Below are 25,284 nucleotides of genomic sequence, written 5' to 3' on the forward strand. Positions count from 1 at the left end.
ATCGCGGTATCCAGGTCCGTTTCGACCTCGTCCAGGTACCGCTTGCCGGCACGGCGGCGCAAACGGGTTTCGTCAACATCAACAATCAGGCACGCACCATCGTTCAGGGTCACAGCCAGCGGCTGCGCACCGCCCATGCCACCACACCCACCAGTCAACGTCAGGGTGCCCGCCAACGGACCCTCATTTGAGCCTTCCGTGGCACCGGCCGCCGCCGGTACCGGGTGAGGACCCGTGTTCTCCCTGGCGGCGGCGAGCTTATTTCCGACCGCAGCGAACGTCTCATACGTGCCCTGCAGGATGCCCTGCGTACCAATATAGATCCAGGAACCAGCCGTCATCTGGCCGTACATCATCAGGCCCTCGGCCTCCAGGCGGCGGAACTCCGGCCACGTCGCCCAATCCCCCACAAGGTTCGAGTTAGCCAACAACACCCGCGGCGCCCACTCATTGGTCCGGAACACACCCACCGGCTTGCCGGACTGGACCAGGAGGGTCTCGTCCTTTTCCATGGTTTCCAGGGTCCGGGTGATCGCATCGAAAGCGGCCCAAGAACGGACGGCGCGGCCCGTGCCGCCATACACCACCAAGTCATCGGGGCGCTCAGCAACCTCGGGATCCAGGTTATTCATCAGCATCCGCAACGGCGCTTCGGTCTGCCACGACTTGGCAGTAAGTTCAGTACCCCGCGCGGCCTTGACCGGACGGGCACCAGTAGTGAAATCGGCGGTCATTCTTTACTCCTAAAAAGCCGGTATTCCAGGTAATAACAGTGGGCTTAGCCCAGGTTCTTGTTCTTGAGCCATTCCTTGGCGATTTCGCCGATGTCTTCGAACTTGGCCACGCGGCCGTTCATCTTGATCAGGTCCTCAGTGGTGAGCGCAGCAGATACCTTGTCCAAGGTTTCCTTGACGGTGCCAGTGGACTTCTTCTGGTTGATGACCGGAACGATGTTCTCCGAGAGGAAGAGGTTCTTGTTGTCTTCAAGTGCCACAAGGTTGTTTTCCGCCAGGGCAGGATCGGTGCTGAAGAGGTCGGCAACCTGGATCTGACCCGAAAGCAGGGCGTTCAGCGTAAGCGGACCGCCGGCGTCGAGCGCTGAAAATTCCTTGAACTCAAGGTTGTAGACGGACTTCAGCCCGGCCACGCCGTTGAGGCGGGTCTTCCACTCCGGCGGCCCGCCGAGGACGAGGTCCTTGGCAACGGGCTGGAGGTCCTCGATGGTCTTGAGCTTGTACTGGTCGGCGATTTCCTTCTTGACGGTCAGGACATCCTTGTCCTCCGCCTCGGATGCCGTGAGCGCAGTCAGGCCGGACGGGATCTTGGTGGCGAGTTCCTTGGTGACGTCCTCGGAAGACACTGCCTTCGTGCCGGAGTCAAGGTACTGCAGGAGGGCTCCGCCGTACTCGGGCATGAGGTCGATGGAGCCGTCCTTGAGGGCAGGGATGGTGACTTCACGGCTGCCGATGCTCGGCTTCTCGGTGACCTCGACGCCCTTTGCCTTGAGGGCCTCGGCGTAGATCTTGGCGATCAGCTGGCTCTCCGGGAAGTCCGCAGAGCCGACGATGATGCTGTCACCCGAGGCTCCCGCTGCGGCTGTGTTGGACGTACTCATGGGGTCCCCGCCGCCGCAGGCGCTCAGGGTGATGGCGGTAACCGCCGCGAGGGTGAAACCGGTCAGGTACTTCTTCATGTCAACTCTCCTGGTTTGGCGCTCACAGGGCATGCGGCGGCCAGATGGGGGGTGTGGTGGGAGGTGAAGCGATTAGACCGTGGCGGGGGTTTTCACGGTCTCGGCTGCGGGAGCCGACTTGATGGTGCGCCGTGTCAGTCCTGGTGAGACAACCCGGCGGGTGATGAACGCGAGAAGCTGGTCGAAGAACAGGGCCAGCAGGGCAACGAGGACGGCGCCGGCAACCATTTGGCTGTAGTCGTTCTGGGCCTTGCCGTCGATCAGAAGACGGCCGAGGCCGCCGAGCGAAATGTATGCGGCGATGGTGGCCGTCGAGATGATTTGCAGCAGAGCGCTCCGGACACCGGACAAAACCAGCGGAAGTGAGCACGGCAACTGGACATCCGTGAGGATCTTCATGGTGCGGAAGCCCATGCCTTTGGCAGCGTCGACGGCGGCAGCATCCACTGCGCGCACGCCGGCATAGGTGTTGGTCAGGATGGGCGGCACCGCCAGCAACACCAGCACGATGAGGCTCGGCAGGATGTAACCCATCCGGGACGGGAACGCGGGCGAGATCAGCAGGACCAATAAAATGAGCAGGCCGACGCTGGGAAGTGCCCGGAGTGCGTTGGCCAGTCCTGCGATCATGAACACACCCTTGCCCGTGACGCCGATGTAGATGCCCAGGGGTATGGCGATGACGGCAGCTACGGCCAGTGCGATGAGGGAGTAGAGGAGGTGCTCGGCGATCAGGGTTGGGATGCCGTCGGCGCCGCTCCAATGTGCCGGGTCGAACAAGTAGTTCACGATGCCACCACCTTGGGGGTCCACGGTGTCAGCCACCGGTTGATGAGGATGATCAGCCCGTCCAGGATCATGGCCAGGACCACGCAGAGGACGATGCCCGCGATGATCGGGGTGAAGAAGCGGAGCTGGAAGCCCTGTGTGAAGAGCGAGCCAAGTTGGGGAATGCCCAGCAGCGCGGCTACGGAAACGAGGCTGACGTTGGAGACGGCGGCAACGCGCAATCCGGCGCAAATGACCGGGACGCCAACGGGAAGCTCCACCTTCAGGAGGCTCTGGTACCCGCGGTAACCCATGGCCTTGGCAGCCTGCACGGTGTCCTCGGGAACGGAATCCAGCGCGTCGGCCACTACCCGGACCAGAAGAGCCACGGTGTAGATGGTCAGTGCAGCCACGATGTTGAGCGGATCAAGGATCTTGGTGCCCAGGACCAGCGGGAGCAACACGAACAAGGCAAGCGAGGGAACCGTGTAGAGCAGCCCCGCCACGCCCACAAGGAGCGGGTAAATGCGGCGGCTCCGGTGCGCCCACCAGCCAAGGGGCAAGGCAATGAGCAGCCCCAGGATCAGCGGGGTGACGGCCAACAGGACGTGCCAGCCGAGCAGGAACACGATGTTGTCGAACTGGCGGCCCAGCCATTCAAAGTTCATCGCGCCGTCTCCAGGTGGGGTTCGGCTTCGATGGCCTTGACCACGTCGGTGGCTGTCACGGTGCCGATCAGTTCGCCATGCTCATTGACCACCACACCTCGCCGGCTCGGCGAAGAGAGGGCTGCGTCAAGGAGTTGGCGCATGGTGCCGGAGGCCGCTGCAGGAATGCCGCTGAGGTTCAGGTGTTCGCGCTTCAGCTCACCGGTAACCTGCTCCGGCTGCGCCCACCCGAGCGGCTTCCTGCCGCCGTCGACTACCAACACCCAAGCACCCGACGCCTTGGCGCGGGCCTCATCTGCGGAGGCACCAAGCTGGACAACGGCTTCTTCAGCGATGGCCACGGCCCCGGCAGTTTTGGTGAACCCGAGGGAACGGTAGCCGCGGTCACGGCCAACGAAATCGGCAACGAATTCGTCCGCGGGCGAGGTAAGCAGCTCGGAAGGCGTAGCCATCTGTGCCAGCTTGCCGCCAACACGCATCACGGCCACCTGGTCGCCAAGCTTAAGGGCTTCGTCGATGTCGTGCGTGACCATAATGATGGTCTTGCCGATCTCACGCTGCAAACGAAGGAACTCCTCCTGCAGCTGACCGCGAACCACGGGATCCACGGCACTGAAGGGCTCGTCCATCAGCATGAACGCCGGGTCCGAGGCGAGCGCCCTGGCCACGCCCACGCGCTGCTGCTGGCCACCGGAAAGCTGCCACGGATAGCGCTTGGCGAAGCTGGCGGGGAGGCCCACCCGCTCCATCAGTTCCAGTGCGGTGGTCCGGGCCTTCTGGCGGCTTTCGCCGAGGAGGACCGGCATGGTGGCAACGTTGTCCACGATTGTTTTGTGCGGGAAGAGCCCGGCGTGCTGGATGACGTAACCAATCCGGCGGCGGAGCAACGCTGCGTCCATGCCGGAAGTAGGTTCGTCGTCGAGGTAGATGGTGCCACTGGTGGGTTCGATGAGGCGGTTGATCATCCTCAGCGAGGTGGTCTTACCGCAGCCGGAGGGACCAACCAGGATGGTCAGCTTTCCGGTGGGCGCTTCCAGATTGAGGCCGTCGACGGCGACAGTACCGTCGGGGTAGGCCTTGGTGACGTTTTCAAACTTGATCATTTTGCTTCCATGCTTTCCTGGGGTAGCTCATGGTTGTCGGTGTTCAGGGTGAGGATGTTGTCAGCTTCCTCAACCAGTTGCTGGCCGATCTTGAGGGCCTTCAGCTCATCCACGCGATAGCTGGGAACCACGATGCTCAGTGAAGCCACCGTTCGGCCTCCCATCACCACGGGCGCGGCAATGGCCGTAACGTCGTCCTCCACACCGCTGCGAACCACGGCAAAGCCACGCTCGGGCTGTTCGCCCTTGAGTACCTGGCCGGACGCTGTGCCTTCGAGTGGGATACTCCGCCCGACCCAGCTTGAGTGCCTGATCGAGTGGGTTCCCTCAACGATTGCGATGTAGATTCCCGTGTCCCCCACCCCGGGAATGCTCAGATAGCAGGACTCGCGCGTTGTTGCCACGAGCCGCTTCATGGCCGGCGTGCACAACGAAACAAGTGATTCCTTGCCGAGCGCGAGCGCACCCAGCTGGATGATGCTGGCACCCGGACGGAAGTTGCCGCCGTCGTCCCTCGAGACAAAGCCGACGCCTTCAAGGGTGCGCAGAAGGCGAAGAGCCGTGCTGGGCGAGAGGTCCGCAACCCGTGCGGCGTCACTCAATGCAATGGCTCCCTCGGAGCACACGGCCCCCAAGAGCGCGAGCGCACGCTCTACCGTCCGGGTCGAAGAATCTGCTGCCATTGCCTGGCCTGCTTTCAAGTGGTCTGGATCACCATGTCTTGCCACTTAGTAAAAACCACTTTTCACAGCATGGCAAGAGTCTTCGGTAAATTTCGCGGGATTCCGGGAAATATGTCGCGTCACATCACCGTGGTGTGACGCCGACGTTTCCAGCTCGCTAAATACGGATCACCAGCCACGAAACCCTTGCCATGTGATGAAAACTACTTTTTACTTGGTGGCAGTCGTCAATATCGGAGGAACACGTGGAAACCGTCAATAAGCTCCTTGGGTCCATCAAGGACGTAGGCCGGGATGGCGTGCGCGGAGGCTACTCCAGGGCCGTATATACAACACCCGAACTCGATCTCCGGGAGTGGTTCAAAGAGCAAGCTACGCAGCGGGGCCTGGACGTCGAGACGGACCGCAACGGCATCATCTGGGCCTGGTGGGGCGAGCCGCAGGACGGGGCGCTGGTCACAGGAAGCCACCTCGATTCAGTCCCCGGCGGAGGCGCTTTCGACGGACCCCTCGGCGTCGCTTCCGCACTGGCCGCCGTCGACATCCTCAAAGACCGCGGGCTCCAGCCGCGGCGCTCCTTGGCAGTCACAGTCTTTCCGGAGGAAGAAGGGTCCCGTTTCGGCGTGGCATGCCTGGGTTCCAGGCTCCTGACGGGTGCGATCGACGTCGACAAGGCGCTGAACCTCCGCGACGTCAACGGTGACACTTTCGCGGATGTCGCACGGTCCAACGGCCTGGATCCCCAGCATGTCGGCCCTGATCCGGAAGCGATGGCGCGAATCGGTGACTTTGTGGAACTGCACGTGGAGCAAGGCAAGGGACTGGGGCAGGATGGTCCGGCCATCGCCGTCGGAAGTTCCATCCTGGGTCACGGGCGCTGGAAGATCAGCGTCAGCGGACAAGGAAACCACGCGGGCACCACGCTGATGGCAGACCGCGCTGATCCGATGGTAGCTGCAGCCCAGATCGTCCTGGCTGTGCGCGACACCGCAGCCAGGCAGCCGGACGCCAGGGCAACGGTGGGCCGCTTGACCCCTGTTCCCGGCGGCACCAACGTGATCGCATCCCGCGTGGACCTGTGGCTTGATGCCCGCCACCCGGATGACGCCGTAACCGCCCACCTGATTGAGGCAATCTATGCCACAGCGCGGGAAGTCGCCGCAGCTGAAGGTTGCACCGCGAGCCTCACCGAGGAGTCATACAGCGGGACCGTTCATTTTGACTCGGAACTAAGCCGTCGGATCGGTGGCCTGCTGCCCGGAGCGCCGGTGCTGGCCACGGGTGCCGGGCATGACGCTGGCGTGCTGGCCGGATACGTACCCTCCGCCATGCTTTTTGTCCGCAATCCCAGCGGTATCTCGCATTCGCCCGAAGAATACGTCGCCGATGAAGACGCTTCGTCCGGAACCGTTGCCCTCGCGGATGTTTTGGCTGGCCTCCTGTGAACGCGTTCTGGTGTGAAACGGCGATCATCGCGTCCAAGAGCGGGTCACGGGAGCCCGAGGCCGCTTCTGGAGTGCGCTTGGAAACCCACGACGGACGGATCACCAGTGTCACCGCAGGCACCCAGCCTCAGCCCGGCGACAGAAGACTGGAGGGCATCGTCTTCCCGGCAGCTGCCAACGCCCACTCGCACGCCTTCCACAGAGTCCTGCGTGGGCGCACCCATGAAGGGCGTGGGGACTTCTGGGTGTGGCGGGAGCAGATGTATACGAGCGCTTCGGAGCTGACCCCGGAGAAATACGAAAAGCTTGCGACCGCCGTTTTTGCGGAGATGGTGGTGACCGGCTTCAGCAGTGTTGCGGAGTTCCACTACGTCCACCACCAGCCCGATGGTGCGCCTTATCCGGAGCCCCACGCCATGGAATTGGCGCTGGCCCGCGCCGCCATGGCGGCCGGAATCCGCCTGACCCTTTTGGATACCCTGTACCTGGCCGGCGGAATCGGAACGCCTCTCAGCCCCGAGCAGGCACGGTTCGGAGACTCGGACGTCCATGCATGGCTGGACCGCCTGGCCTCGCTCCGAGCTGCCATAGCCGGGAGTTTTCCTGCGGATCGCGTGAGCGTCGGGGCTGCCTTGCACTCGGTGCGGGCGGTCCCCGAGGAGGACCTGAAGGTGGTGGCCACGAAATTGCCGGCAGACATTCCTCTCCACATTCACCTGAGCGAACAACCTGCCGAGAACGAGGCTTGCCTTGAAGCGTATGGCACTACCCCTGCTGGCCTCCTGGGGCGTCACGGGCTGTTGACGGGCAGGCTCTCAGCCGTTCACTCCACGCACCTGACTCCGGAGGACATCATTTCGCTTGGCGAAGCCGGCACCACCGTGGTGATGTGCCCGAGCACCGAAGCGGACCTCGCAGATGGGATTGGCCCGGCGAGGGAGCTTTCCGACGCGGGAGCAACGATCGCCCTGGGTACCGACCAGCACGCAGTGATCGATCCATGGACTGAAATGCGGTCCCTTGAACACGGGGAGCGGTTAGGCAGCGGTCAGCGCGGGAGGTTCTCGCCGCAGGAATTGCTGCGGGCCGCAACCGAAGGAGCAGCCCGTTCCATGGCCACCCCGGTGGCTGGCCCGGTCCTTGAAGTGGGCGGTGTTTGCGACCTCATGGTCATCGATCCTGCCTCCACGCGCACCGCCGGATCGCGGCCCCTGCAGATGGCATTCAGCGCGACAGCCAGCGACGTCACCGAGGTGGTCATCGCTGGGGAGCTGCTCGCCTCGAACGGCGTGCACGCACGGCTGGGCAAACCTGGCACCGTGCTGGCGGAGGCGTTGAAGGACCTCTCCTAGCGCTGGCACTCCGGCTGACAAGCGGCCGACGGCGGCCCTTGGGTTTGGCACCAGACTCAAGGGCCGCCGTCGTGCTTTGTGTTCAATTAGTTGATCCAACAGGAAGGTTTAGCCCCCGAAAATGCCACGCCAGCGCTCACAGGGAACACACAGCTGACAGCCAGAGCCTGTTGCGTTAAGGAAGTGAACACAGGTCATCTGACACGGCTTGACTGGAACTTGCGTGATGGGCCGTGCCACACTGTGTAGCGCGAGTGCACCGGCGTCCCCGTCGGAACAGCCGACGACGTCCCGCACTGCGATCCCACACCACCATTCCCAAAGGGAGTCCCATGTCCAGTTCCAGCACCGAAGGCGCACCCCCAGTTTCGCGGAAGGTGATCGGCCTGGCCGTTGCCGGCGCGGTGGGCGGCTTCCTCTTCGGCTTCGATTCGTCCGTGGTCAACGGCGCCGTGGACGCAATGGCGGACGAGTTCGTCATGAGCGAGGCCGTAACGGGCTTCGCAGTCGCTGTCGCCTTGTTGGGCTGTGCCGCCGGCGCCTACCTGGCCGGAAAGGTAGCCGACCGTTACGGACGCATCCCTGCCATGAAGATCGGCGCGCTCCTGTTCCTTGTGAGTGCTGTGGGAACCGGCCTGGCGTTCAGCGTGTGGGACCTTGTCTTCTGGCGCTTGGTGGGCGGTTTGGGCATTGGACTGGCGTCCGTCATTGCTCCCGCGTACATTTCCGAGATCTCCCCCCGCCACGTGCGCGGGCGCCTTGCTTCGCTTCAGCAACTGGCCATCACCACCGGTATCTTCGCCGCGCTCCTGTCCGACGCAGTCCTTGCCAACTCGGCCGGCGGCGCCGGTGGAATGCTGTGGCTGGGGATCGAAGCCTGGCGCTGGATGTTCATAGCTTGCGCCATTCCGGCTGCCGTGTACGGGTTGATTGCGTTCCGCTTGCCCGAGTCCCCGCACTTCCTGGTGCTTAACGGCAAGGAAGACCAGGCCCGCACCATCTTCCAGAGGCTTATCCCGGGTGACGACATCGAACGGCACATCCGTGAGATCCGTGAGTCCATCCAGCAGGAAAAGCTCTCCACCAAGAAGGGCTCCCTCCGCGGCAACCGATTCGGCCTGCTTCCCGTGGTGTGGATCGGCATCATCCTGTCGGTCCTGCAGCAGTTCGTGGGCATCAACGTGATCTTCTACTACTCAACGACTCTCTGGAAGGCAGTCGGGTTCCAGGAAAAGGACTCCTTGACCATCTCCGTCGCCACCTCAGTCACCAACATCCTGGTTACACTGGTGGCCATCGCCCTGGTGGACCGCATCGGCCGCCGCCCTATCCTGCTGACCGGTTCGATCGGCATGGCCGTGTCCCTGGCTGTCATGGCGTTGGCGTTCTCCTCGGCAACCGGAACGGGTTCCGAGATCTCACTGCCCGGCGCCTGGGGTCCCGTCGCCCTGGTGGCGGCCAACGTCTTCGTCATCAGCTTCGGAGCTTCCTGGGGTCCACTGGTGTGGGTCCTGCTGGGCGAGATCTTCCCATCCCGTATCCGTGCCCGCGCCCTGGGCCTGGCAGCGGCCGCTCAATGGATCGCGAACTTTGCCATCACGCTCAGCTTCCCCATCATGGCGGCGGGTTCGTTGCCCCTGACGTATGCCATGTACGCAGCGTTCGCGGCGGCGTCGTTCTTCTTTGTGATGTTCAAGGTTCCCGAGACGAACGGCATGTCCCTTGAGCAGGCCGAGACACTGTTCGTTCCCAAGGGGGCGCCGGTAGCGCCGCTGCCGGTCACCTCGGACGAAACCAAGTAGACGCACAACGAGCCCCGCGGATTACCGCGGGGCTCGTTTGTTTGGTTGGAAGCGTTACACCAGGTGCGGCTCGTGCGAACTGAGGTAACTGCGGCCTCCGAAGGCTACGAGGATCGCGATCACCATGGCAACGGCGCCTGCAAAGAACGGAACCTGCGGGCCGAAGTGCTCGCCGAGCTGGGCCGCCGCGAACGGGGCCAGCGCACCACCCATCCAACGCACAAAGTTGTAGCCCGCCGACGCGACGGGTCGCGGCGAATCCGAGACGCCCATGGCCAGCTCGGTGTAGACCGTGTTGTTGATGCCCAGCAGGGCACCTGCCACGATGACAAGCACGACGACGGCAGTCACTGAGTGCCCGGCGGCCAGTCCCAGCCCGATCAAGTCGAGCATCAGGGCAGCGAGAGTGCCGGTCAGGACCTTGACGGCACCGAAGCGCTTCTGCAACACGGGAGCAACGAACACGGAGAAAACGGCCACAGCGACGCCCCACCCGAAGAACACTCCCCCGATCCCGTAGGCGTCCATGCCCAGGATGAAGGGCGTGAAGGCCAGGATGGTGAAGAAGCCGTAGTTGTAGAACAGTGCGCTGGCCGCAGTGGTGCGGAGGCCTTTGTGCCCAAGCGCCAGGAGCGGGTCGCGGAGCCGGGATTTCTTTGCCGGGGCAGGTGTTTTAGGCAGCAATGCCAGCAGGGCAATAAAGGCTGCAGCCATGAGGACTGCCGTGCCGAAGAACGGCGCGCGCCACTGCCAGCCGCCAAGGAGTGCTCCGAGCAGCGGGCCAAGCGAGATGCCCAAGCCGAGGGCTGCTTCGTACAGGATGATGGCTGTGCCGGTTCCACCGCTGGCCACTCCCACGATCACAGCCAAGGCAGTTGCCACGAACAACGCGTTGCCGAGTCCCCAGCCGGCGCGGAAGCCCACCAGCTGTTCAACACTGCCGGACAAACCGGAGAGCGACGCGAACACCACGATGATCGCCAAACCGATCAGCAGCGTCTTCTTGCCGCCGATGCGGGAGGACACGAAACCACTGATCAGCATCGCCACGGCGGTCACCAGGAAGTAGCTGGTGAACAGCAACGAGACTTCGCTGGTGGACGCCTCGAGGTTCTTGGCTATCGCCGGGAGGATCGGGTCCACGAGCCCGATGCCCATGAACGCGAAAACTGCCGCGAGCGCGGTGGCCCATACAGCCTTCGGCTGTTTGAGGAGGGATGCTTTCTCAGCCTCGAGGGTGTTTTCGATGGTTGTTTCGGCGCTTGCTGAAGCGTCAGCCAACTGGCGTGACATTCAATGGCTCCTTGTCGGTGCGTTGATTCTGGTTAGTTCTGGAATGAGCTGTTGAGCTTGGCGATCACGGGCAGGGCGGCCGCGAGCTGCTCAATCTCTTGGCTGTCGAGGCCCTGGAGCAGTTCGGCCACCATGGCGTTGCGCCGCTGGTTGGCGGATTCGACGGCGGCTGCCCCTGCCTTGGTGATGGCTACCTGGACAGCGCGGGAATCGTCGGGGTCGGGCTGTCGAGTGACTAGACCTGCGCGCTCGAGCTTGATGATCTGCTCCGTTGCACTGGGCACCTTGATCCCCAGGTTCTTGGCGATATCTCCCACCCGGAGGCCGGCGTCGAAGATCATGGAGAGCAGGCTCAGCTGCGCGGCGGTGAGTTCACCTTCTGGGTCCAGTCGGCGGAACATGTACACGCCCAGGCGCAAGGCCTCGCGGAATTCCTGGGCGAGGTTGGTGAGGGCGTTATCCGAAGTGCTCGTCATATTTAGGTAGCCTAATAGTTAGGGTACCTAAAAGTCAAAAGCGGCTTTGTCATCCAGGGCCCCAAAGGGGCCTCCTTGCGGGCTAGAGCGTGAGCTTCATACCTTCGTGGCTCGCAACAAATCCCAGGCGCTCATAGAAGCGGTGCGCTGCGGTCCTCGACTTATCGGTAGTCAGCTGCACCAGCGAACAGCCGCGCTCCCGGGCCTGGTCGATCGCCCATTGGATCATGAGCGCGCCAACGCCTTTCCCACGCAGCACGTCGGACACGCGCACGGCCTCGATCTGCGAGCGCCAGGAACCCTTGCGGGACAAGCCTGGAATGTAGCTGACCTGGAAGGTGGCCACCACATCGCCGTTGAGTTCACCCACCACCAGAAGGTGGGCCGGGTCGGCGTCGATCGCGTCAAAGGCACGCTCGTACGGCGCCGGATCGTCGGCACTTTCGCGGGCGGCGCCCAGCCGGTCATCGGCGAGCAACGCGAGAATCTGGGGCAGATCGCCCTTGCGGGCGCGCCGCAGGGAAAACAATCCACCCTCGACGGCGGCGGTCATCAAAGCGGGCGCGGCAGCAGGTTCCGTAGTCACTACCCCAGCATGCCATTTGCTTGGAACTTAGTGTTGCTAAGTACCGGTACTTAGTTCTACTATGTAGTGGTAGCTAGTAATACTGAGTAGCGAGGGAGGTGTCCGATGGGCAAGCAAATGACGGAGATGCTCAAAGGCACATTGGAGGGCATCGTCTTGGCCCTCCTGACCGGAAAGGCAGCGTACGGGTATGAAATCACCACGTTGCTCCGGGAGCAGGGCTTCACCGAGATCGCTGAGGGCACCGTGTACGCGCTGCTGGTCAGGATCGAACAAAAGGGGCTGGTGGACGTCGAGAAGCGGCCGTCCGAAAAGGGGCCACCCCGGAAGGTGTACACGCTCAACGCTCAAGGCAAAACCGAACTGAACGAATTCTGGAACACATGGAGCTTCTTGTCCGAACGGCTTGAACAGCTCCGCAAGGAAGGGAACTGACATGGCAGCAAAATGGATCGAACTGGTCACCGGATCGCTCGAACAGAAGAAGCAGTACAAGCAAGCCAAGGCACGGCTGGATGCCTTGCCCGAGCCATACCTCACCGTGGCAACCGCCTTCAACCGGTACCTGATGTACTACGGCGGCGTGACCGAGGGCGACACCATGGTCCAGATGTTCACGGACTTCGCAGACCTGTGGGAGCGCGCCGCCGTCGACGGCACACCTGTCAGCGAGATCGTCGGCGACGATCCCATCGAATTCGCAGAGACCTTCGCCCAGGCCTATGGCGGGAAGCGCTGGATCGACAAGGAACGCGAGCGCCTGCAGAAGGCGGTCAACAAAGCGAAAGAGGCAGAGTCATGACATCAACTGCAATCCGTGTTCAGGGTATCGAGAAATCCTACAAGGATCTCCATGTTCTCCGCGGGGTGGACTTCGAGGTAGCGTCAGGCAGCATCTTCGCCCTTCTCGGCTCCAATGGCGCGGGCAAGACCACTATGGTGAAGATCCTATCCACGCTGCTCACAGCGGATGGCGGAACGGCCGCCGTCGAGGGTTTCGACGTCGCCGCCGAGTCGCTCCAGGTGAGGCAGTCCATCAGCCTCACCGGTCAGTTCGCCGCAGTGGACGAGGTCTTGACCGGCAAGGAGAACCTGGTGCTCGTGGCGAAGCTGCGGCACTTGAAGAACGCCGGGCAGATCGCGGACGAGCTCCTGGCGCAGTTCAGCCTCACCGAGGCCGGGCCCCGCAAGGTGGCAACGTACTCCGGCGGTATGCGACGCCGGCTGGACATCGCCATGAGCCTGATCGGCAACCCGAAGGTGATCTTCCTGGACGAGCCCACCACCGGACTCGACCCGGAAGCCCGACTGGAGGTGTGGCAGATCGTCAAGAACCTTGCCAACAAGGGCACCACTGTCCTGCTCACCACCCAGTACCTCGACGAAGCCGAGCAGCTGGCAGACCGCATCGCCATCCTTCACGAGGGACGCATCATCGCCAACGGCACGCTCCAGGAGCTGAAGCAGCTGTTGCCGCCAGCCAAGGTGGAATACGTGGAGAAGCAACCAAGCCTGGAGGACATCTTCCTGGCGCTCGTGGGCACCGGCAACGAGTCAACCCACAGCAACGAGTCAGTAAAGGACAGGTCATGAACACCCACTTCTTCGCCGACACCTCTGTCCTGCTGGGCCGCTCCATGCGGCATATCTTCCGCAGCGTGGACACCATCATCACCACCGCAATCACCCCGATAGCCCTGATGCTGCTGTTCGTCTACGTGTTCGGCGGCGCCATCAGGACCGACACAGAGAACTACGTCAACTACCTGCTCCCCGGCATCATGCTCATCGCCATCGCTTCGGGCATCGCCTACACCGCGGTCCGCTTGTTCACCGACATGCAGAGCGGGATCTTCGAACGCTTCCAGTCCATGCCGATCGCACGCTCGTCAGTGCTGTGGGCACACGTCCTGACCTCACTGGTGGCCAACGGGCTCTCGCTGGTGATCATCGTGCTGGTGGCGCTCCTCATGGGGTTCCGCACCTCGGCCAACGTGCTGGAATGGCTCGCTGTTGCAGGAATCCTGGCATTATTCACCCTGGCCCTCACCTGGATCGCCATCATCGCAGGCCTCTCCGCCAAGTCGGTAGATGGCGCCGGCGGCTTCTCCTACCCGCTGATCTTCCTGCCGTTCATCAGCTCGGCCTTTGTCCCCACAGAGACAATGCCGGGTCCGGTTCGCTGGTTTGCGGAGAATCAACCGGTCACGTCGATTGTGAACACCATCCAGGATCTGTTCGCGCAGCGCCCGGCGGGCGGCGACATCTGGGTAGCCCTGGCCTGGTGCTTGGGCATCCTGATCCTCGCCTACGCATTTGCCACCGCGGCCTATAAGCGCCACATCGCCTGATTCCACCAGCCAAAACAACGGTCTAAGCTCCCCTTCTGATCAGGGGAGCTTTCGCCATGCAGACCGATTCGCCATTGGTCAGACATTAGCTATAGCTTTATCGAACACATTTGTAACGGCCGTCACTATTGTGGCGGGTCCTTCGAAGGGTTCTTGAACTAATGTCCGACCAGACAACACAGGGGCGACTCCGCGCCTCCAGCAGGGACAGCGAGCCCCACCTGTCACGCTCGCTCAGCAACCGCCACATCCAACTCCTGGCCATCGGCGGTGCCATCGGAACGGGCCTCTTCATGGGCTCCGGCAAGACCATCTCTGTTGCCGGTCCCTCCGTAATCTTCGTGTACATGATCATCGGCTTCATGCTCTTCTTCGTGATGCGGGCCATGGGCCAGCTCCTGCTGTCCAACCTGAACTACAAGTCCTTCAGCGACTTCGCGGGCGACCTCCTGGGCCCGTGGGCCGGCTTCTTCACCGGTTGGACGTACTGGTTCTGCTGGGTAGTCACCGGCGTTGCGGACGTCATCGCGATCGCAGGCTACGCCAACGAGCTCTGGCCGGGAATCCAGCTATGGATCCCGGGCCTGGCCACCATCATCATCCTGCTCCTGCTCAACCTGCCCACCGTCAAGGCGTTCGGTGAGACCGAATTCTGGTTTGCCCTCATCAAGATCGTGGCCATCGTGGCACTGATCGTAGTGGGCCTGGTCATGATCTTCACCGGTTTCCAATCCAACGCCGGCACCGCGAGCTTCACCAACCTCTGGAGCCACGGCGGGTTCTTCCCCAAGGAATTCATGGGCTTCGTAGCTGGGTTCCAGATCGCCGTGTTTGCGTTCGTGGGCATCGAATTGGTGGGCACAGCCGCCGCTGAAACCAAGAACCCGGAGCACAACCTCCCCCGCGCCATCAACGCCATCCCCCTGCGTGTCATGCTCTTCTACGTGGGCGCCCTCATCATCCTGATGTCCGTCACCCCATGGACCGAGTTCAAAGCAGGCCAAAGCCCGTTCATCGCCATGTTCTCCCTTGCAGGGCTTGGCATGGCTGCCACCGTTGTGAACCTCGTAGTCCTCACGTCCGCTATGTCCTCGGCCAACTCCGGCATCTATTCGACGTCGCGCATGGTCTACGGCCTGGCCAACGACGGCGACGCACCCAAGCTCTTCGGCCGGCTCTCGAGCCGCAAAGTACCCCAAAACGCACTCTTCCTCTCGTGCGTGCTGCTGCTGGCCGGCGTCGCGCTCCTCTATGCAGGCAAGGACGTTGGCGTTGCCTTCGACATGGTGACCACCGTGTCCGCCGTCTGCTTCATGTTCGTCTGGTCCATCATCCTGGCCAGCTACCTCGTGTACCGCAAACGCCGGCCCGAGCAGCACGCCGCTTCACCGTTCAAGATGCCCGGCGGCATCCCCATGGTCTGGGTGGTCTTTGCTTTCTTCGCGTTCCTCGTCTGGGCCCTGACCACGCAGCCGGACACATTCACGGCACTGCTGGTGACACCCATTTGGTTCGCGATCCTCGGCGTTGCCTACGCGGTGGTCCGCAAGTCCCCGCTGCACCAGGCCCGCGTGGCCGAATGGAAGGCGATGTCCGAAGCGGAAACCGCGGCAGCGCGCTAGACCCCGCACCCGAAAAAGCCCGACGTCGGGCACTCACTTGAGTGCTCGACGTCGGCCCTTTATGTGGAACGTGAGAGAGCGTCAGAGCTCGGCTTGGCGGTCCTCCACGAGCTTCTGCAGCGCCGCGAAAAGCGGGTGCGCAGGCGTCAGTTCCGTGACACGCTCGACGACGGCGGCCGCGTCCAGCTCGGACAACATGTTGGCGAGCTCCACGGCTTCGTCGTCGGCTCCGTCATCAAACCGCAGGGCCGCGGACATTGCCTCAAGCAGTGCCACGGGGGTGACACCGCGCTCGGCGAGCTCAGCTGCCGGACCAACGAACCGCTCGTGCCGGCCGAGCTTACGCAGGGGCGCGCGGCCCACGCGGTTTACGGTATCGGGGAGGTGCGGGTTGGAGAAGCGCGACAGGATCTTCTGCACATACGCCTCCTGCTCGGCCTCGACGAAACCGTGCTTGGCCACCAGGAGTTCCTTGGTCTCCTCCAGCACAGCCCGGACCTTGGCGGCCACCGAAGGATCGGCCATGGCGTCCGAAATCTTCTCAACGCCGGCCGCGTAACCGAAGTAGGCCGCAGAAGCGTGGCCGGTGTTCACGGTGAACAGCTTCCGCTCGATGTACGGTCCCAAGTCGTCCACGAACGTGGCGCCCGGGATCACCGGCGCGTTGCCCTTGAAGGGCGTGCGGTCGATGACCCACTCGTAGAACGTCTCCACCGTGACATCCAGGCCCTGGCCCGGCGCCTGGTTGGGGACGATTCGGTCCACCGCGGTGTCGGCGAAAACGGCGACGGCGTCAAGATCCCCGGCGGAGTCATCCCAGGCAGCCCGGATCTCGGCGTGCAGCAGATGGGTGGCATTGATGGCGTTCTCGCACGCCATCACCTGCAAGGGCGGCAAATCCGTGGGGCGGGCAGCCAGCCCGCGGGCTATCACAGGCGCCACGAACTTCAGGATGTGGGGCCCCACAGCGGTGGTGACCACATCCGCCGTCGAGATTTCCTCCACAACGGTGGCTTCCTGCGTAGCCGAGTTCAAAGCCCGGAAGCCTTCGACAGTTTTCACCGAAGGGTTGTCGCCCACCTCATGGACGTCATAGCTGGTGGCCTCCGCAAGCTGGCTGATCAGGGCGTCCGCGACATCGGCGAACACCACCTCATAGCCCGCTTCGTGGAGCAGCAACCCCACGAAGCCGCGCCCGATATTACCTGCCCCGAAATGGACTGCCTTCACTATGCGTTGACCTTTCCGAACAGCTCCAGGACTTCCTCAACCGTGGTGGCCTCCTCCAACTGGGCAACCTGCGCCTTGTTGGTGAAGATCTTCGCGATGGAGGACAGGATGTGGAGGTGTTCGTTGTTAATGCCGGCAACGCCGACCACGAACTTCACTTGCTTGCCGCCCCAATCGATGCCCTCGGGGTAGCGGATGATGGACACTGCCGAGTGCATGATGTGCTCTTTGGCATCGTTGGTGCCGTGCGGAATGGCCAGGAAGCTGCCCATGTAGGTGGACACGGATTCTTCGCGTTCGTGCATGGCGTGGACGTAGCTCATGTCCACTGCACCACGGTCCAGCAGGAGCTGCCCGGCTTCGTCGATCGCCGAGTCGCGGTCCCGTGCCTTGCCGGCCAGGATCACGCTCTCGCGCAACAGTACGGATTTACCTTCGACGTCGGTGGCTGGCTCGGCGGCATGTGCACCATGGGCGGCGGCTGCTTCAGTTGTGGCAGCGGCTGGTTCCGTGATCGTGCCCGTACCCGAAGCCACGTCTTCGCTGTTGCTGGAGCGGACCAGGTCGACGATTTCGTCGTACTTGGGGCTGTTCATGAAGTTGTCCACCGAGTAGTGCACGGCGCTGGAGGTTCGGGGCTGCGCACGTTCGGTGAGGTCCTGGTGCGTGACCACAACGTCATAGCTGTCGCTGAGGTTGGCGATGGCCGAGTTGGTGACCTTGACGTCCGGGAAGCCGGCAGCCTTGATCTTGTTGCGCAGGACCGAGGCTCCCATGGCGCTGGAACCCATACCGGCGTCGCAGGCGAAGACGATGGTCTGCACGGGGCGAGTCAGGACAGTGCCTTCACCCTGGGCAGCGACCCTGTCACCCACCAGCGCGGAGGAAACGGAGCTCTTCTTCCCCTTCATTGCCTCCATACGGGACGTGGCTGCGGACAGATCGTCCTCACCATTGTTTTTGGAGGTGCGGAGAATCAGCGAGGCAATAAGGAAGGACACGGTAGTTGCAAGGACCACCGCGAGGATGACGCCAACGTAGCTGTCGCGTGATGTCTGGGCAATGACCGCAATGATGGAACCTGGAGCAGCAGGTGCCACCAGGCCGGAGTTGGTGATGGCCAGGGTTGCGATACCGGTCATGCCGCCACCAATGGCAGCGAGGATCAGGATGGGCTTCATCAGGACGTACGGGAAATAGATCTCGTGGATGCCGCCCAGGAAGTGGATGATCGCAGCACCGGGAGCCGAAGCCCTTGCCGCGCCACGGCCAAAGAACATGTACGCCAGCAGGATGCCCAGGCCCGGGCCGGGGTTGGCTTCGAGCAGGAACAGGATGGACTTGCCCTGGTCCAGCGATTGCTGGATGCCCAAGGGAGTCAGCACGCCGTGGTTGATGGCGTTGTTCAGGAAGAGGACCTTGGCAGGTTCGATGAAAATGCTGGTCAGCGGGAGCAAGCCGTTGTCCACCAGGAACTGGACCACTGAACCCGCGCCGGCGGTGAAGGCCTTGACCACAGGGGTGAGGCCGTAGAACCCGAGCAGGGTCAAAATCCCGCCCCAGATACCGGCGGAGAAGTTGTTGACAAGCATCTCGAAGCCGGGCCGGATCTTGCCGTCCCAGATGCTGTCGATCTTCTTCATGGTCCAGCCGCCCAGCGGGCCCATGATCATGGCGCCAATGAACATGGGGATGCCGGTGCCAACGATCACGCCCATGGTGGCAATGGCACCCACCACGCCGCCTCGAACGTCGTAGACCATCCGGCCACCGGTGTAGGCGATCAGCAGGGGAAGCAGGTAGTTGACCATGGGACCCACAAGGCCCACATTGGCTACGCCGTCAGCGTTGGTGCCGAAGCCACCGAGCGCAGGAACCGGAATCCAGCCCTTCTCGATGAACAGGGCTGTGATGAGGCCCCAGGCGATGAAAGCGCCAATGTTGGGCATGATCATGCCGGACAGGAATGTTCCGAACTTTTGGACGCCAACGCGGGCGCTGGTACGGGGCTTCGCAACTGTCTCTGTTGCCATGTGAATTCCTAACGTGTGTCCCGCGGCGGCGCGGGGTCAGTCGATACAGATCGAGCGAGAACAGCCTTAGGAGCTGCTGGAAATGCGGTGAAGCCACTCAAGGAAAAGCTTCAGTTCAGAGCTGGATAGTTGGTCCGAATGCGAGGCCTGCAGTGCCGCATTCAGGGCGATTGCCGCAACAACAACCGAGGACTTACCGGAGTCTTCCGCTGCGGCGCCACGGGCGGTGTCCGTGGAGACGGCAAAAATCATGGAATCCCGGGTCATCGTTGAGAGCTCGAGGTTCCGTTCCTCTACCGGTTCTGCGATCAGCATGAGCGTGACGCCCACGTTGGCCGCCAGGATGCTTCGGGCCGCTTCGCGGGGCGGCACGTTGATCTGACCGGAGATAGCGGCCTTGTTCAGCATCTCTTCCAGAAGCGCTTCAGCATCGGCCACGATTGCTGGGCGGCTTTCCGGCCTGATGTTGCCGAACATCACCAGATACAGGTGGGGTTGGGTCAGCCCGAACTGGACGTGGTTGTCCCACATCCGCCGGACGTCTTCCAAGGGCTCCCCGGACGGTGCAAAATCCCGCTCCCCCGCCACATACTCTTCGAAACCGGCGGAAACGACGGCGTCGAAGAGCCCTTCTTTGTCGCCAAAGTGGTGGTAGAGCGTTGGCGCCGTGACCCCGGCAAGCTTGGTGATCTGACGCGTTGAGACCGCTGACCCCTCCGAATTCGCCAGCAATTCGGCAGCTGCGCGAAGCAACCGAATTTTGGGCGGAAGCTGGTCATCGAAACTCATAACCGCTACCCTAGCACCTATAGCGTTGCTATATGAAGTGGCTCACAAGAGTTATTTATGGGGCTCCCGGTGCCGTCGCCGGTGGGTCTGAACCAACAAGCAGGAACAGAGGATTCAGTGCAGAATTTCCAAGGCGTAGGGGTAAGCCCTGGCCGCATCATTGGTTCCGTCCGCCAGATGCCCAAGCCGGTGAGCGAACCGCCGTCGGGCGAACGGTTGGCCGAGGGCGTAGCTCCGGAAGACGCCGTCGCCGGCTTGAAAGCGGCAGCCCAATCGGTCCACGACGAACTCAAGAGCCGCGCGGACACCGCCTCGGGCGATGGCAAAGCCGTCCTTGAAGCCACGGCCCTCATGGCCAAGGACACCATGCTCCTGAAATCGGCGGCCAAACTCATCAACGCGGGTTCCTCGGCTGAACGCGCCATCTGGGAAGCCGGCGCATCCGTCTCCGAAATGCTGCACAACCTCGGCGGCTACATGGCTGAACGCGCCACGGATGTCCTGGACGTTCGTGCACGCATCGTCGCCGAACTTCGCGGCGTGCCCGCGCCCGGCATCCCGTCCTCCGAGACCCCCTTCATCCTGGTGGCCGAGGACCTCGCCCCCGCCGACACCGCGACGCTGAATCCGGCCGTGGTGCTCGCCTTGGTAACGTCCGGCGGCGGACCGCAGTCGCACACCGCGATCATCGCCCGCTCACTCGGCCTGCCGGCAGTCGTAGCCGCCCACGGCGTGGACTCGATCGCCGACGGTTCCGAGGTTTACGTGGACGGCGCGGCGGGATCCGTCGCCCTCGAGCCCGGCGAGGAACAGCGTGCCGCTGCGACCGCTTGGGCGGAAACGTCCGCCACGCTCGCCGAATTCGACGGAAACGGCACGACGGCGGACGGTCATCTGGTACCGCTCCTCGCCAACGTTGGTGGAGCCAAGGATGCCGTGGCAGCCGCTGGCCTCGGAGCACAGGGAGTCGGCCTGTTCCGCACCGAGTTCTGCTTCCTTGAACGCGACACCGAACCCTCCGTGGACGAGCAAGCTGCAGCGTACAAGGCCGTGTTTGACGCATTCCCGGGCAAGAAAGTGGTCCTCCGCACGCTCGATGCCGGTGCGGACAAGCCACTCCCCTTCCTCACGGACGCCACCGAACCCAACCCTGCACTCGGTGTGCGTGGGTACCGTACGGACTTCACCACGCCGGGCGTCCTCGAGCGCCAGCTTGAAGCAATCGCCCGGGCGGCCTCCGAATCCGAAGCAGACGTGTGGGTCATGGCTCCCATGATCTCCACGGCCGCCGAAGCCGGACGTTTTGCCTCGCTGTGTGCTGCGGCCGGAATTCAGACGCCGGGCGTCATGGTGGAAGTCCCCTCAGCCGCATTGACCGCAGCCACCGTCCTTCGCGAAGTCGGATTCGCCTCCCTTGGCACCAACGACCTCACGCAATACGCCATGGCCGCCGACCGCCAGCTCGGGCCCCTCGCAGAACTGAACACCCCCTGGCAGCCCGCAGTCCTCCGACTCGTGCAGCTCACGGTGGAAGGTTCAGCCCAGGAGGGCAACAACAAGCCGGTGGGTGTCTGCGGTGAGGCAGCCGCGGACCCGGCCCTCGCCGTCGTACTGACCGGGCTGGGTGTCACCACGCTGTCCATGACCGCGCGCTCGTTGGCCGCCGTCGGCACTGTGTTGAAGACGGTCACGCTGGAACAGGCACAGGAGCTGGCCCGCCTTGCCCTGTCAGCCCCCAGCGCCACCGAAGCACGCGACTGGGTCCGCGCCAAGCTCCCCGTGCTTGAAGAGCTCGGCCTCTAGCCCCTATCCATCCGGAATACCAGGAGAAACCCATGCCTGAACGCACAGCTACCATCGCCAGCCGCTCCGGCTTGCACGCCCGGCCCGCCGCCCTCTTCGCCGAGGCTGCGGGCGAACAGCCCGTGGAGGTCACCATTGCCATGCAGGGTGCCCCTGCCGATGACGCCCTCGACGCCGCCAGCATCCTTTCGCTCATGACGCTCGGTGCCGCCAAGGGCGACGTTGTGGTGTTGCGGGCCGAGGGGGAAGGTGCCGACGCTGCGCTGGACGCACTGGTGAAGCTGTTGGAGACGGACCTGGACGCGGAGTAGCTTCTTCCGGGCTAGGCTTCTGGCATGGCACTGATAGCTCCCCGCGTCACGGCCGGGCTCCCCGCCGACGACGCCCGGAATCTCGCGCGTTCCCTCCAGGACAGCAATGACATCACCGTGTTCGTGGACGGCACAGTCCACCGCCTGCCCGATCAGGCGAGGGACGCCGTCGTGGACCTCCTCGCGCGACTGGGCCGGGGCGAAACGGTGACGGTCAGCAGCGTGGAGGAAATGCTCACCACATCCCAGGCAGCGGAACTCGCGGGCATCTCGCATACGTACCTGCGCAACATGACTGATCGAGGCGAGATTCCAGTGGAGTACCGGGGTACACATCGTCGGATCCGGCAGGCCGCAATTATGGAGTGGCTGGAAACGCAGAGAAAGAAGCAGTCCGGGGATGGCGATGACCACATCAGCGAGTAGGCAGCGGCCCACGTTTGAGGCGGCGGACGTCGAGATTTCGGGCCTGACCGGCCGGATCCACTGGACCGAAGGGACACCGGCGCCGGGCGAAGGCTCCGGGAACGAACCGGCGTACGTCCTGATCCACGGCATTGGAGTATCGCATCGGTACTTGGCGCGGCTCCACGCCGCCCTCGCCGCCCACGCGCCAACCTATTCTTTTGACCTTCCCGGTTTCGGGGGGACCGCCAGGCCGGGCCGACAACTCCAGGTGGAGGATTACGGCGCTTTCATCGCGGAGGCCCTGGCGTCGCGGGGCATCGAATCGTACGTCCTGGTGGGTCATTCCATGGGAGTGCAGTTTGCCATCGAAGCGGCATTGCATGCGCCCGAGCGGGTTCAGCGCCTGGTGTTGATGGGGCCGGTGGTCGATTCCAGGTACAAGAGCGTCTTCCGGCAATCACTGGCGCTCACCTTGGACGGTGTCCTTCGCGAGAGTCCTTCGTCCAACTGGATCGTGGTCTCCGACTACTTCCGTTGCGGACTCCGCTGGTACCTCACGGAGCTCCCTGTGATGATGGGCTATCCCACGGAAAAGCGGCTGGCCGGCATCAAGGTGCCGGTGCTGGTCCTGCGTGGGAGCCGCGACCAGGTGGCGGGCCCTGACTGGTCACTGCGGCTTTCCCGAACCGTGGACCAAGGACGCCTGGTGGAGATTCCCGGGGTGGGACACGTGGCGCAGCACATGCGTCCGCAAGCGGTGGCGGATGCCATCCGCAGCTTCGTCGCCGCGACCACGCAGCGCAGTTAGGCGCTGGGGCACGACGTCGGAGCAAGGGTTGGGTGCCCCTTGTTGGTCCCGGTTGGATCAGGCTAGGCTGGCCAGGCAAGCGAATAGTAAGTCTGCTTACGAAAGGGTTTGAACCATGACCAGCTATGACCCGGAAGACGATCCCCAAACCTTCGGCGTGAGCGGCGCGACCGGACCCTTCGACACCACCGCCGATGCCGACAGCATCCACGAAGATCCAGACATGCGCCAGGACGAGGACGATGATCCCGCGGCCTCCGCCAACCCTGATCCCCTGGACGGCAACGTCACTGGATTGGAGCCAGGTGGCGGGGTACCCCCGGGTGAAACGCCGCCGGCCGAAGGCAGCATGAGCAGCGACCAAGGACACGAAGAGTAGCTACGTCGCCAACCCGCTGTTACGTTGCGGGCCAGCAACGTAACAGCGGTCTGGCAACGTGCCCTACGGCAGGCTCAGGATCTCCCCAAGATCGTAATCCGCAGGCTCCTCCAACTGCGCGTACGTGCAGCTTTCCGGAGTCCTGTCCGGGCGCCAGCGGCGGAACTGCGTGGTGTGGCGGAACCTGTCGCCCTCCATGTAGTCGTACGCCACTTCGATCACGAGCTCGGGGCGCAGTGGCACAAACGAGAAGTCCTTACCCCCGCTCCACCGGCTTTGCGCACCAGGCATCCGCGAACCACCGGCAGCCTCGTCCTGCTTGGCCCACTCGCCCCACGGATGATCGCCCAGATCCACCCGGTACGGCTCAAGCTCGGCAACCAGCGCTTCACGCTTGGCCATGGGGAATGACGCCACCACGCCCACGTGGTGCAGCCGACCGGCGTCGTCGTGAAGCCCCAACAGCATGGAACCCACCACTTTCGCCGTCTTGTGCCATCGGAACCCGGCCACCACGCAATCCGCCGTCCGAACATGCTTGGTCTTGAACATCACGCGCTTATTTGGTTGATAGGTTCCACCCAACGGCTTGGAAAGAATCCCGTCCAGGCCCGCGCCCTCCAACTGCACGAACCACTCCTTGGCCCGCTCGAGATCCGTTACTGCTGGAGTGACGTAGACAGGGGGTTCGGCCTTGGCAAGCGCGGATTCCAGGATGGCCCGGCGCTCTGAGAACGGCTTGCCCATCAGGTCTTCCTCGCCCAAGGCCAGGATGTCGAACGCGATCATGGAGGACGGCGTTTTCTCGGCCAGCATCCGGACCCTGCTGTCGGCGGGATGGATCCGTTGTTGGAGGACCTCGAATTCCAGCCTGTTGCCCTCGATCAGGACGATTTCACCGTCGATCACGCATTTCTCCGGCAGGTTCTTCCTCAGCGCCTCAACCAGCTCGGGAAAGTAGCGCGTCATGGGCTTCTCGTTGCGGCTGCCCAGAATGACCTCGTCACCGTCCTTGAAGACAATGGTTCGGAACCCATCCCACTTGGGCTCGTAGTGCCCCACGTCGGGAATGTCCGGAACTGATTTGGCAAGCATGGGCGAGACGGGCGGCATCACTGGCAGGTCCATAGGAAATGTCTACCCTGCCGTCGGACGCCGAAGCTAGTCTTAGTCGGTGGATATCTTGGCCGTGTTGGCGGCAGTTCTCGGAGTTCCAGTGCTCCTGGCGGGCTTATGGTTCTGGATAGCGCGGCAACACCGGCGGGGATCAGGGCGTGCAGCGGTGGGCGGCATGCTGGGAATTGCCGACGAGATCTTCCGGCCGGAAACACACCAGGCCCACCAAATCCAGAAGATCCAGTACGAGCTGCCGGCTCCCGCGCCGGCCCCGAAGCCTAGGCGCACAGAGCCTCCCGCCTAGCTCGACGTACCGTCCGTTACATTAATGTGACTTTACTTTCCGGCTCATGTACCGTCGTAGGGCGACCCGTATCTCCGCTGGGCCGCTTCCGGATTGACGCCGAGCTCTGCCGCAATCCGGGATCCGCCAGACCCGCGGCAGAGGCGGGGGACCCACAGTTCCCGGGCTTGTTTCCAAGCCCTCGGGGTGAAGCCGCTGAGGCGGCCGGACGGCCTCGTCCGAACCCGACAGCTAACCTCGAAGGCGTTGAGAGGCAACCAC

At 63.2% G+C, this 25,284-nt stretch carries 26 protein-coding genes, 1 pseudogene and 1 riboswitch; of the genes and pseudogenes, 14 read left to right on the top strand and 13 right to left on the bottom strand.

What is annotated here, in order from left to right:
- From J2Y68_RS09580 to J2Y68_RS09605, 6 genes and pseudogenes are all read right to left on the bottom strand, one after another.
- Nucleotides 1–734, bottom strand: a pseudogene (locus J2Y68_RS09580) (urocanate hydratase); the annotation flags it as partial.
- A 44-nt stretch (nt 735–778) separates the two neighbouring features.
- Complete coding sequence (locus J2Y68_RS09585) at nt 779–1,693, bottom strand: ABC transporter substrate-binding protein (protein ID WP_309992636.1); 915 nt, start codon at nt 1,691–1,693, stop codon at nt 779–781.
- Nucleotides 1,694–1,765: 72 nt separating this feature from the next.
- Nucleotides 1,766–2,518: an ABC transporter permease gene (locus tag J2Y68_RS09590; RefSeq protein WP_309992638.1), complete on the bottom strand. Its 753-nt coding sequence runs from the start codon at nt 2,516–2,518 to the stop codon at nt 1,766–1,768.
- A complete protein-coding gene (locus J2Y68_RS09595; RefSeq protein ID WP_211710713.1) occupies nt 2,479–3,129 on the bottom strand; it encodes an ABC transporter permease in 651 nt (216 codons plus the stop codon). Before J2Y68_RS09595 ends, J2Y68_RS09590 begins: the two co-directional genes overlap by 40 nt.
- On the bottom strand, nt 3,126–4,232 hold the full coding sequence (locus tag J2Y68_RS09600; protein WP_309992642.1) for an ATP-binding cassette domain-containing protein: 1,107 nt from the start codon (nt 4,230–4,232) through the stop codon (nt 3,126–3,128). Before J2Y68_RS09600 ends, J2Y68_RS09595 begins: the two co-directional genes overlap by 4 nt.
- Nucleotides 4,229–4,915, bottom strand: a complete 687-nt coding sequence (locus J2Y68_RS09605) for an IclR family transcriptional regulator (RefSeq protein ID WP_309992644.1) — start codon at nt 4,913–4,915, stop codon at nt 4,229–4,231. Before J2Y68_RS09605 ends, J2Y68_RS09600 begins: the two co-directional genes overlap by 4 nt.
- 245 nt (nt 4,916–5,160) lie before the next feature.
- On the opposite strand from J2Y68_RS09605, the gene J2Y68_RS09610 reads away from it, so the two are divergent.
- The 3 genes from J2Y68_RS09610 (at nt 5,161) to J2Y68_RS09620 (ending at nt 9,514) form a co-directional block, all read left to right on the top strand.
- Nucleotides 5,161–6,360, top strand: coding sequence for an allantoate amidohydrolase (locus tag J2Y68_RS09610; RefSeq protein WP_309992647.1), 1,200 nt, complete (start codon nt 5,161–5,163; stop codon nt 6,358–6,360).
- Nucleotides 6,357–7,712 (top strand): formimidoylglutamate deiminase, encoded by a 1,356-nt coding sequence (locus J2Y68_RS09615; RefSeq protein WP_309992649.1) that lies wholly within the window; start codon nt 6,357–6,359, stop codon nt 7,710–7,712. The genes J2Y68_RS09610 and J2Y68_RS09615 overlap by 4 nt, the downstream gene beginning before the upstream one ends.
- A gap of 332 nt (nt 7,713–8,044) precedes the next feature.
- Nucleotides 8,045–9,514 carry a sugar porter family MFS transporter gene (locus tag J2Y68_RS09620; RefSeq protein ID WP_309992652.1) on the top strand — a complete coding sequence of 490 codons (1,470 nt, stop codon included), beginning with the start codon at nt 8,045–8,047 and terminating at the stop codon, nt 9,512–9,514.
- A 54-nt stretch (nt 9,515–9,568) separates the two neighbouring features.
- Here J2Y68_RS09620 and J2Y68_RS09625 read toward each other — a convergent pair whose 3' ends face one another.
- The 3 genes from J2Y68_RS09625 to J2Y68_RS09635 form a co-directional block, all read right to left on the bottom strand.
- Nucleotides 9,569–10,807: an MFS transporter gene (locus tag J2Y68_RS09625; RefSeq protein WP_309992654.1), complete on the bottom strand. Its 1,239-nt coding sequence runs from the start codon at nt 10,805–10,807 to the stop codon at nt 9,569–9,571.
- Nucleotides 10,808–10,839: 32 nt separating this feature from the next.
- The gene (locus J2Y68_RS09630; protein ID WP_309992655.1) at nt 10,840–11,283 is read right to left on the bottom strand and encodes a MarR family winged helix-turn-helix transcriptional regulator; all 444 of its coding nucleotides are present in this window, start codon (nt 11,281–11,283) and stop codon (nt 10,840–10,842) included.
- 82 nt (nt 11,284–11,365) lie between these two features.
- A complete protein-coding gene (locus tag J2Y68_RS09635) occupies nt 11,366–11,836 on the bottom strand; it encodes a GNAT family N-acetyltransferase (protein WP_309993647.1) in 471 nt (156 codons plus the stop codon).
- A gap of 138 nt (nt 11,837–11,974) precedes the next feature.
- Here J2Y68_RS09635 and J2Y68_RS09640 point away from each other — a divergent pair, with 138 nt between their 5' ends.
- The 5 genes from J2Y68_RS09640 (at nt 11,975) to cycA (ending at nt 15,842) form a co-directional block, all read left to right on the top strand.
- The gene (locus tag J2Y68_RS09640) at nt 11,975–12,304 is read left to right on the top strand and encodes a PadR family transcriptional regulator (protein ID WP_309992658.1); all 330 of its coding nucleotides are present in this window, start codon (nt 11,975–11,977) and stop codon (nt 12,302–12,304) included.
- Between the two features lies 1 nt (nt 12,305).
- Nucleotides 12,306–12,671, top strand: coding sequence for a DUF1048 domain-containing protein (locus tag J2Y68_RS09645; protein ID WP_309992662.1), 366 nt, complete (start codon nt 12,306–12,308; stop codon nt 12,669–12,671).
- Nucleotides 12,668–13,462, top strand: coding sequence for an ABC transporter ATP-binding protein (locus J2Y68_RS09650; protein WP_309992664.1), 795 nt, complete (start codon nt 12,668–12,670; stop codon nt 13,460–13,462). The genes J2Y68_RS09645 and J2Y68_RS09650 overlap by 4 nt, the downstream gene beginning before the upstream one ends.
- Complete coding sequence (locus J2Y68_RS09655; RefSeq protein WP_309992667.1) at nt 13,459–14,220, top strand: ABC transporter permease; 762 nt, start codon at nt 13,459–13,461, stop codon at nt 14,218–14,220. Before J2Y68_RS09650 ends, J2Y68_RS09655 begins: the two co-directional genes overlap by 4 nt.
- Nucleotides 14,221–14,381: 161 nt before the next feature.
- Nucleotides 14,382–15,842 (top strand): D-serine/D-alanine/glycine transporter, encoded by a 1,461-nt coding sequence (gene cycA, locus J2Y68_RS09660; RefSeq protein ID WP_309992669.1) that lies wholly within the window; start codon nt 14,382–14,384, stop codon nt 15,840–15,842.
- 81 nt (nt 15,843–15,923) lie between these two features.
- Here the strand turns inward: cycA and J2Y68_RS09665 are convergent, their stop codons facing one another.
- The 3 genes from J2Y68_RS09665 to J2Y68_RS09675 all read right to left on the bottom strand — a co-directional run bounded on the left by J2Y68_RS09665 (nt 15,924) and on the right by J2Y68_RS09675 (nt 19,894).
- The gene (locus tag J2Y68_RS09665) at nt 15,924–17,072 is read right to left on the bottom strand and encodes a mannitol-1-phosphate 5-dehydrogenase (protein ID WP_309992672.1); all 1,149 of its coding nucleotides are present in this window, start codon (nt 17,070–17,072) and stop codon (nt 15,924–15,926) included.
- Complete coding sequence (locus J2Y68_RS09670) at nt 17,072–19,105, bottom strand: PTS mannitol transporter subunit IICBA (protein ID WP_309992674.1); 2,034 nt, start codon at nt 19,103–19,105, stop codon at nt 17,072–17,074. The genes J2Y68_RS09665 and J2Y68_RS09670 overlap by 1 nt, the downstream gene beginning before the upstream one ends.
- 66 nt (nt 19,106–19,171) lie before the next feature.
- Nucleotides 19,172–19,894, bottom strand: a complete 723-nt coding sequence (locus tag J2Y68_RS09675; RefSeq protein ID WP_211710727.1) for a TetR/AcrR family transcriptional regulator — start codon at nt 19,892–19,894, stop codon at nt 19,172–19,174.
- 117 nt (nt 19,895–20,011) lie between these two features.
- Between J2Y68_RS09675 and ptsP the strand changes: the two genes are divergently transcribed.
- From ptsP to J2Y68_RS09700, 5 genes are all read left to right on the top strand, one after another.
- Nucleotides 20,012–21,697: a phosphoenolpyruvate--protein phosphotransferase gene (gene ptsP / locus J2Y68_RS09680; protein WP_309992678.1), complete on the top strand. Its 1,686-nt coding sequence runs from the start codon at nt 20,012–20,014 to the stop codon at nt 21,695–21,697.
- Between the two features lie 32 nt (nt 21,698–21,729).
- A complete protein-coding gene (locus J2Y68_RS09685) occupies nt 21,730–22,008 on the top strand; it encodes an HPr family phosphocarrier protein (protein WP_309992680.1) in 279 nt (92 codons plus the stop codon).
- A 24-nt stretch (nt 22,009–22,032) separates the two neighbouring features.
- Nucleotides 22,033–22,434, top strand: a complete 402-nt coding sequence (locus tag J2Y68_RS09690) for a helix-turn-helix domain-containing protein (RefSeq protein WP_211710730.1) — start codon at nt 22,033–22,035, stop codon at nt 22,432–22,434.
- Nucleotides 22,415–23,224 (top strand): alpha/beta fold hydrolase, encoded by an 810-nt coding sequence (locus tag J2Y68_RS09695; protein ID WP_309992684.1) that lies wholly within the window; start codon nt 22,415–22,417, stop codon nt 23,222–23,224. Before J2Y68_RS09690 ends, J2Y68_RS09695 begins: the two co-directional genes overlap by 20 nt.
- 115 nt (nt 23,225–23,339) lie before the next feature.
- Complete coding sequence (locus J2Y68_RS09700) at nt 23,340–23,603, top strand: DUF6480 family protein (protein WP_235521087.1); 264 nt, start codon at nt 23,340–23,342, stop codon at nt 23,601–23,603.
- Between the two features lie 63 nt (nt 23,604–23,666).
- On the opposite strand, the gene J2Y68_RS09705 is transcribed toward J2Y68_RS09700, so the two are convergent.
- Complete coding sequence (locus J2Y68_RS09705; protein WP_309992687.1) at nt 23,667–24,731, bottom strand: ATP-dependent DNA ligase; 1,065 nt, start codon at nt 24,729–24,731, stop codon at nt 23,667–23,669.
- Between the two features lie 46 nt (nt 24,732–24,777).
- On the opposite strand from J2Y68_RS09705, the gene J2Y68_RS09710 reads away from it, so the two are divergent.
- Entirely contained in the window at nt 24,778–25,023 is a 246-nt protein-coding gene (locus J2Y68_RS09710) for a hypothetical protein (protein ID WP_309992690.1), read from the top strand.
- A 114-nt stretch (nt 25,024–25,137) separates the two neighbouring features.
- A riboswitch (cyclic di-AMP (ydaO/yuaA leader) is annotated at nt 25,138–25,283 on the top strand.
- Nucleotide 25,284 lies beyond the last annotated feature (1 nt).

Source organism: Paenarthrobacter nitroguajacolicus (assembly GCF_031455195.1).
GTDB lineage: Bacteria > Actinomycetota > Actinomycetes > Actinomycetales > Micrococcaceae > Arthrobacter > Arthrobacter nitroguajacolicus_D.